This is a genomic window from Streptomyces sp. NPDC002690 (assembly GCF_053592415.1).
The window spans coordinates 1-5,838 of record NZ_JBSFVR010000431.1 but is presented as its reverse complement, the minus strand read 5'-3'; the positions used below and the strand labels follow the sequence as shown (position 1 = coordinate 5,838).

Annotated in this window: 5 protein-coding genes and 1 pseudogene; 2 read left to right on the top strand and 4 right to left on the bottom strand. The window is 71.2% G+C overall.

Going from position 1 to position 5,838, the window contains the following annotated elements; all coding sequences use genetic code 11:
• The 3 genes and pseudogenes from ACWD3D_RS32535 to rpmG all read right to left on the bottom strand — a co-directional run.
• Positions 1 to 80 (bottom strand): annotated as a pseudogene (locus tag ACWD3D_RS32535) (YbaK/EbsC family protein); the annotation flags it as partial.
• A 321-nt stretch (positions 81 to 401) separates the two neighbouring features.
• Positions 402 to 659 (bottom strand): type B 50S ribosomal protein L31, encoded by a 258-nt coding sequence (locus tag ACWD3D_RS32530; protein ID WP_451464327.1) that lies wholly within the window; start codon positions 657 to 659, stop codon positions 402 to 404.
• Between the two features lie 157 nt (positions 660 to 816).
• Positions 817 to 981: a 50S ribosomal protein L33 gene (rpmG, locus tag ACWD3D_RS32525; protein WP_328723417.1), complete on the bottom strand. Its 165-nt coding sequence runs from the start codon at positions 979 to 981 to the stop codon at positions 817 to 819.
• Positions 982 to 1,351: 370 nt separating this feature from the next.
• On the opposite strand from rpmG, the gene ACWD3D_RS32520 reads away from it, so the two are divergent.
• Positions 1,352 to 2,761, top strand: a complete 1,410-nt coding sequence (locus ACWD3D_RS32520; protein WP_451464326.1) for a PP2C family protein-serine/threonine phosphatase — start codon at positions 1,352 to 1,354, stop codon at positions 2,759 to 2,761.
• Positions 2,762 to 2,867: 106 nt separating this feature from the next.
• Here ACWD3D_RS32520 and ACWD3D_RS32515 read toward each other — a convergent pair whose 3' ends face one another.
• The gene (locus ACWD3D_RS32515; protein ID WP_451464325.1) at positions 2,868 to 4,358 is read right to left on the bottom strand and encodes a DNA-binding protein NsdB; all 1,491 of its coding nucleotides are present in this window, start codon (positions 4,356 to 4,358) and stop codon (positions 2,868 to 2,870) included.
• 232 nt (positions 4,359 to 4,590) lie between these two features.
• Between ACWD3D_RS32515 and ACWD3D_RS32510 the strand changes: the two genes are divergently transcribed.
• Complete coding sequence (locus tag ACWD3D_RS32510; protein WP_451464324.1) at positions 4,591 to 5,730, top strand: aminoglycoside phosphotransferase family protein; 1,140 nt, start codon at positions 4,591 to 4,593, stop codon at positions 5,728 to 5,730.
• The last annotated feature ends 108 nt before the right edge of the window (positions 5,731 to 5,838 follow it).

Sequence of the window (5,838 nt, the reverse complement as noted above, 5' to 3'; positions counted from 1 at the left end):
CGCACCGCGCCGTTGACGTCGACACGGGTCCGGGAGAGCACGACGCAGGCGGCCGGCGTCACGTCGGCGCCGCGCATGCCCTTCCAGCCGCCCCGCTCGCTCCCGCCCTGGGCCGTGTCTACCCGGGCAGCAAGAAGCCCCGGCCGGATCGGGGGAATCCGGCCGGGGCCGTTCATGAGGTACGAGGGGCGGTCGCCTCTCGGCGGGTTGCTCCACGGGGCTTCAGCCGAACGATCTTCCCCGTGGGCGAAAGGTGAGGCCCGGGGACACTGTCCCCCTCGCACCACGTATAGATGAACGATAAACCACGCCCGGGTGTTCCCGGGCCTCCGGGCCCCCCGGCGTGATCCGGGGCACCCGCCCGACGGACGGCGCTCCGGCGCCGGAGCACCGGGGGCTCGTCAGCGGCCGGCCGCGACGTCCCCGTAGCGGCGGCGGAACCGGTCGATCCGGCCGGCCGTGTCCAGCACCTGCCGGGTACCGGTGTAGAACGGGTGACTCGCCGACGAGGTCTCCACGTCGACCACCGGATAGTTCCGGCCGTCCTCCCATTCCACGCGCTCGGTCGCGTCGACGGTCGAGCGGGTCAGGAACGCGACCCCGGCGGCCCGGTCACGGAAGACGACGGAACGGGTGGCGGGGTGGATGTGCTGCTTCACGAGGGTTCCTTCCAGGGGCGGGCGACGGGTGCGGGTCGTACATGTCCGGCGGGGTGGACCGCGGCGTCCGCCCGGTCGCCCGGGCAGACGCCGCCGGAGGTGCCGACGGGCCGTGCGGGGCGGGAGCGTCGCCGGAGGTGCCGATGGGCCGTGCGGGTCAGCGGGCTTCCCGGAAGACCACGTGGTGGCCGGCCACCGGGTCGAACTTCCGCAGTTCCAGCCGGTCCGGGTCGTTACGGCGGTTCTTGCGCGTGACATAACGGTGCCCGGTCCCCGCCGTGGACCGGAGGGTGACGACCGGCCTGAGCTCACTGCGCGCCATGAATGCCTCCTCCGCTGGGCGACTCCACCCCATTGAGAGGAATGGATGTCGTTTTCATTCTGGTGAGGTAACACGAGCAATCAGAGCGGCATTCCCGCCCCCGGACACCTCTTCCCGGCGGACCGGAGCCCCACCCCGCGGAGCCACACCCTCACCCCGACGCCCCGAGACGCCCCACCCAACACCTCCCCCACGAAAGGAAGTTCGAAAAACGACCTTCCGCGACAGCCGCTGGCATATGCCAAAAGCAAGAACGCAACGAGTGTCGGCAAACCCCTTACGAGCCCCACTCCCCTGTGCCACAGTCGTCCTCGGTTCCTCTCCCGTTCCTCCCCGAGAGTCGGCAGCAGCGTCTGTATCGGAGTTCGAGATGCCGTCCCCCCTCTTCGCGGACCGCCCGGCGGCACGACCGTCCGAGCGGGACGCCGTCGACGCGATGATCAACCGCGCACGCCGACTGCGCGGAGACCTGGACTCGGTGTGCCGGGCCGCGGTGGTCATCGACGAGGACGATCCTCAGGCGCGCTGGCAGCGCGCGCTCTGCGACCTCGCCGCCCACCATCTGGACGACCTCGGAGCCCGCCTCGGGCAGCTCAGGGAGGGACCGCCCCCGGCGGCCCCGGACGCCGCTCCGGCCGACCAGGAACAGGGCCCGTTGTCGGGCAGGGCGGGCAGCGCCGAGTGGAACCTGCTCAACGACGGCGTCGAGTGGTCCGCCGAGTTGTACGAGATCTTCGGCCGGGACGTGGCCGTGGGGCCGCTCTCCCTGGACGAGCTTCCCACCGTGCTCGTACCGGAGGACCAGCCCCTGCTCACCGCCATGGTGACCAACTGCCTGATCGACGGAAAGCCGATGGACGGCGAGTTCCGCATCCGCCGTCCGGACGGCAGGATGCGGACCCTCCACGCCATGGGCGAGCCGGTACTGGACCCCGAGGGCCGTACCGTCTCCCTCTGGGCGGTCCTGCGTGACGTCAGCGCGCTGAACGACAGTCGGCAGCTGGAGGTCCGTACCCGCGACTCCCTGCAACGCCAGGACGACATCGCCAGGACCGAACACCGGATCGCGGTCGAACTGCACCAGGCCGTTCTGCCCGCGCCGCAAGGCTCGCTGGGGCCCACCTGCGGCGAATCCGGTGCCATGGACGTCGCGGCCCGGCTCCTGCCGTCACAGACTTGCGGTCCGACCGGCGGTGACTGGTACGACGCCATGGCGCTGCCGGACGGCCGGACCCTGCTCACCGTCGGCAGCCTCACCGGCCACGGCATTTCCGCGACCTCCTCCATGGCCATGGTGCTGGGCGCGCTGCGGGGCATGGCCGTGGCGGGCATCGAGCCCCGGGCACTGCTGACCCATCTGAACCAGCTGCTCCAGGCGTCCGCCCAGCCGGCCCTGGGCAGTGCCCTGTGCGGGCTGTTCGATCCCTCGGACGGCCTCCTCACCTGGGCACAAGCGGGACATCCCCCTCCCCTGCTGTTCCGTGACGGTGCCGGGGCCACGCTGCCCCCTCCCGAAGGGGTGCTCCTGGGCGCCGCGCCGGGAGTCGCCTACGGGCAGGAAACCGCGCGGTTGCTTCCCGGCGACGTGCTCCTGCTGCGCACCGACGGGCCGGCCCCGGCCGCCGACCGCGGCACCACCCCGGCGAAGCTGCTGGGGCTGGCACCACGGCTCTCCCGGTCCCGCACGGCAGCCGAGTGCGTACGGACCGTCGCCGAGGAGTTCGGCGGGGACGAACGCCCGGTCGAAGGATGCGTGCTGGTCGCCCGCATCGCCGACTGAAACTGACACCTGACACCTCACTCCCACCGACAGGACACCGGTCCGCCGCGAAGGATGATCCGGCACGCCCGCGCGCGGGCCGAGGACGTTCCGCCAGGCCGACGGCTCAGGCCTCGGAACTTCTCGTCCTTTTGACCTGCCGGGGCATCACGAGTTCGAGCTCCTCGCGAAGATCGCGGATCGCCGGGTCGTCGAGGTACCGGTCGGTGAGGTCGTACATCTGGCGCAGCCTGTCCCAGGTGCGGTGCGAGGAGGTCTCCCCCATCGATACGAGAGCCCGCCGGGCGTAGGTGTCCGCCTGCTCCGGATCGCCGGCGATGAAGCACGCCGACGCGAGCGAGATGAAGTCGAAGAGCTTGGATCGCTGGCGGCCGTCGTTCCGCATCCCGAGGGCCTTCTTGGCGTACTGCTGCGCGAGAGCGGCTGCCGAGGGGTCGTGGTCGGCCAGCGTGCGGAACGCGAGCGCCTGCATGCCGTAGAGATCGGCTTCGTCGAACATCTGCATCCAGCCGGGCGACTTCTCGACGTTCCGGTCCGAGACGAAGAGTTCCTCCGCCTCGCCCAGGGCGCGGCGCATCGCCTGTCCGCGGCCCATCGACGCGTATGCCCACGCCTCGATGGTGTGGAGCATGGCGCGGGTGCGCGGCAGTGCCTCGTCGCCGGCCCCGGCGTGGGCGAGTTTCATCAGATCGAGTGCGTCCTGAGGACGCTCCAAGTGGACCATCTGGCGCGCGGCGCGTGACAGGGCCTCGCCGGCCCGTGGCCGGTCGCCGCCCTCACGCGCCGCGTGGGCGGCGATGAGGAAGTACTTCTGGGCGGTGGGTTCGAGGCCGACGTCGTGGGACATCCAGCCGGCGAGGACCGCGAGGTTGGCGGCGACTCCCCATAGGCGCTGCTGGAGGTCGGCCGGGTGGCGGTACGCCAACAATCCCCCGACTTCGTTGAGTTGGCCCACCACTGCCTTGCGCTGGAGTCCGCCGCCGCGTTGGGCGTCCCACTTGCGGAAGATGTCGACCGAGTTCTCCAGCGCGGTGACCTCGGCGGATCCGATGGGAGCGGTGTCGTAGCGGTCGAACCCCGCCGGGTCCGCGGGGAGGGGGCTGTCGGTTCGGGGCACGTCCGCCGCGAGAGCGGGATCGGCGTGCAGCCAGTCGTTCATGGCGCCGGTGAGGGCGGGGCCGGCGGCGAGCGCGGCGCCCGCGCTCACCAAGCCGCGTCGGTTGAGCATGAGGTCCATTCCCGTGAATTCGGTGAGGACCGCGACCGTCCGTTCGGGCGCCCACGAAAGGCCGTCGGGGTTGTCTTCCGTCCCGGCGACCCGCCGTTTTCCCGTGCGCCCGCGTCGGCCGAACCCGAGGTCCTCGATGGTCACGACACGGCCGAGCCGCTCGGTGAACAGAGCCGCCAGCACCTCCGGCACGGGATCGCGCGGGGACTCCCCCATGTCGATCCAGCGCCTGACGCGCGAGGTGTCGGTCGCCAGTTGGGAGTGGCCCATGGCCGCTGCCTTCCGGTTCACCATCCTCGCGAGCTCTCCCTTGGACCATCCGGCCATGCCGAACAGATCGGAAAGACGGGTGTTGGGTTCTCCGGTCACGTCAAGCCCCCAGGTTCTCGGCTGAGTTGCACACTAACCCCGAGTCAGATGCGGCGCGCATATTCGCCACCCTTCGCCAGGGCTCGCTATCTGCTCTGCCATGGGCGACGCGATGTCAAGTAGGAGTGCGCCACCCCGCCCGGCAGCCCTCGGTACTCCCCAGGGTGCCGGACGGCCGCCGGCCGGGGTGGTGCACGCAACTTGTCGGCGCACGAAGGGATCTGTCTCGCCCATGTACACAGCATCGTCCTCCGTGTCCGCCCCGCCCCGGCCGCTCCGTCCGAGGGGAACCGGAGGCGGACCATACCTCGCCCCCCTCTCCGGCACCCCGGTACAGGGGCTGGGCCGGACCCGGCGGACGGCGGGCCCGGGCACCCAACCGCTCAGCGGGAGAATCGACTTGTCGGGTCCCCAGGGCGCGCAGGTACGCATGGCCATCGCCTCCGTGCAGCGCATCTGCCCCGAATTCAACCCGGTCCAGGTGCTTCGCCGCAGCGGTCGCTCCGTACTGATCGTGGGCATGACCGGACGCACGACGGCGGTGGCGAAGTGTTTACTCGATCACTCGCCGGCCTGGACCGAACGCTTCCGGCACGAGATAGCGACGTACCGCTCGTTCGTCCGGCACCGCCCTCCGGTCAGGGTGCCCCGGCTGATCGCGGCGGACCCGGAGAACTGCACGCTGGTGATCGAGCGGATGCCCGGACGGGTGGCGGCGCTGACGCGCCACCCCGTGGAGCCGCCACCCCGCACCGACGTGCGCCAGGTGCTCGGCGCCATCCGCAGGGTCAACGAGTGGCGCCCGCCGGCCGGTCTCTTCGACGCTCCCCTGGACTACGCCTCGCGCATCTCCCGCTACCACGAGCTGGGGCTCTTCACCGATCGCGACCTGGGCGACCTGCAAAAACTGCTGCACGGTCTCGCGGTCGCGGGCGGCCGGCAGGGCATGGGGCAGTTCTGCCACGGTGACGCGCTGCTCTCCAACATCCTGCTGTCGCCCACCGGTCCGGTCCTCCTGGACTGGGAGCACGCGGGCTGGTACCTCCCGGGGTACGACCTGGCGACGCTCTGGACGGTGCTGGGCAGGGACGCCGTGGTGGCGCGGCGTGAGATCAGCCAGCTCGCCCAGTCGCGGGGTGCGGACGCGAGGGACGCGTTCCTGGTCAATCTGATGCTCGTGCTGACACGAGAGATCCGGACCTACGAGACGGCCGTCCAGCGCACCATGCGGGAACCGGGACCGGCGGGGGCGACGCACGACCGTCCGGGCACCCTGTCCTCGGGCGAGGAGCAGCGGCTGCTGCTGCGCCGGCTGCACGACGACTGCGCCATGGCCCGCCGGGCCGTACGGGCGGCCGTCGGCACCCGCTGACGGCCGGTCGGGAGCTTCTCCACCTGTCGGACGATGCCAAGTGTCCGGGCGCCGTGGAAGGTTGGGTGTCCGGGAGGCGGGTGCGACGGTGCGCAACACCCGGTCGAT

Excerpts from the sequence above, each read along its gene's own strand:
- rpmG (WP_328723417.1), bottom strand. The coding sequence starts at position 981 with ATGGCGCGCAGTGAGCTCAGGCCGGTCGTCACCCTCCGGTCCACGGCG.
- ACWD3D_RS32510 (WP_451464324.1), top strand. The coding sequence starts at position 4,591 with ATGTACACAGCATCGTCCTCCGTGTCCGCCCCGCCCCGGCCGCTCCGT.
- ACWD3D_RS32520 (WP_451464326.1), top strand. The coding sequence starts at position 1,352 with ATGCCGTCCCCCCTCTTCGCGGACCGCCCGGCGGCACGACCGTCCGAG.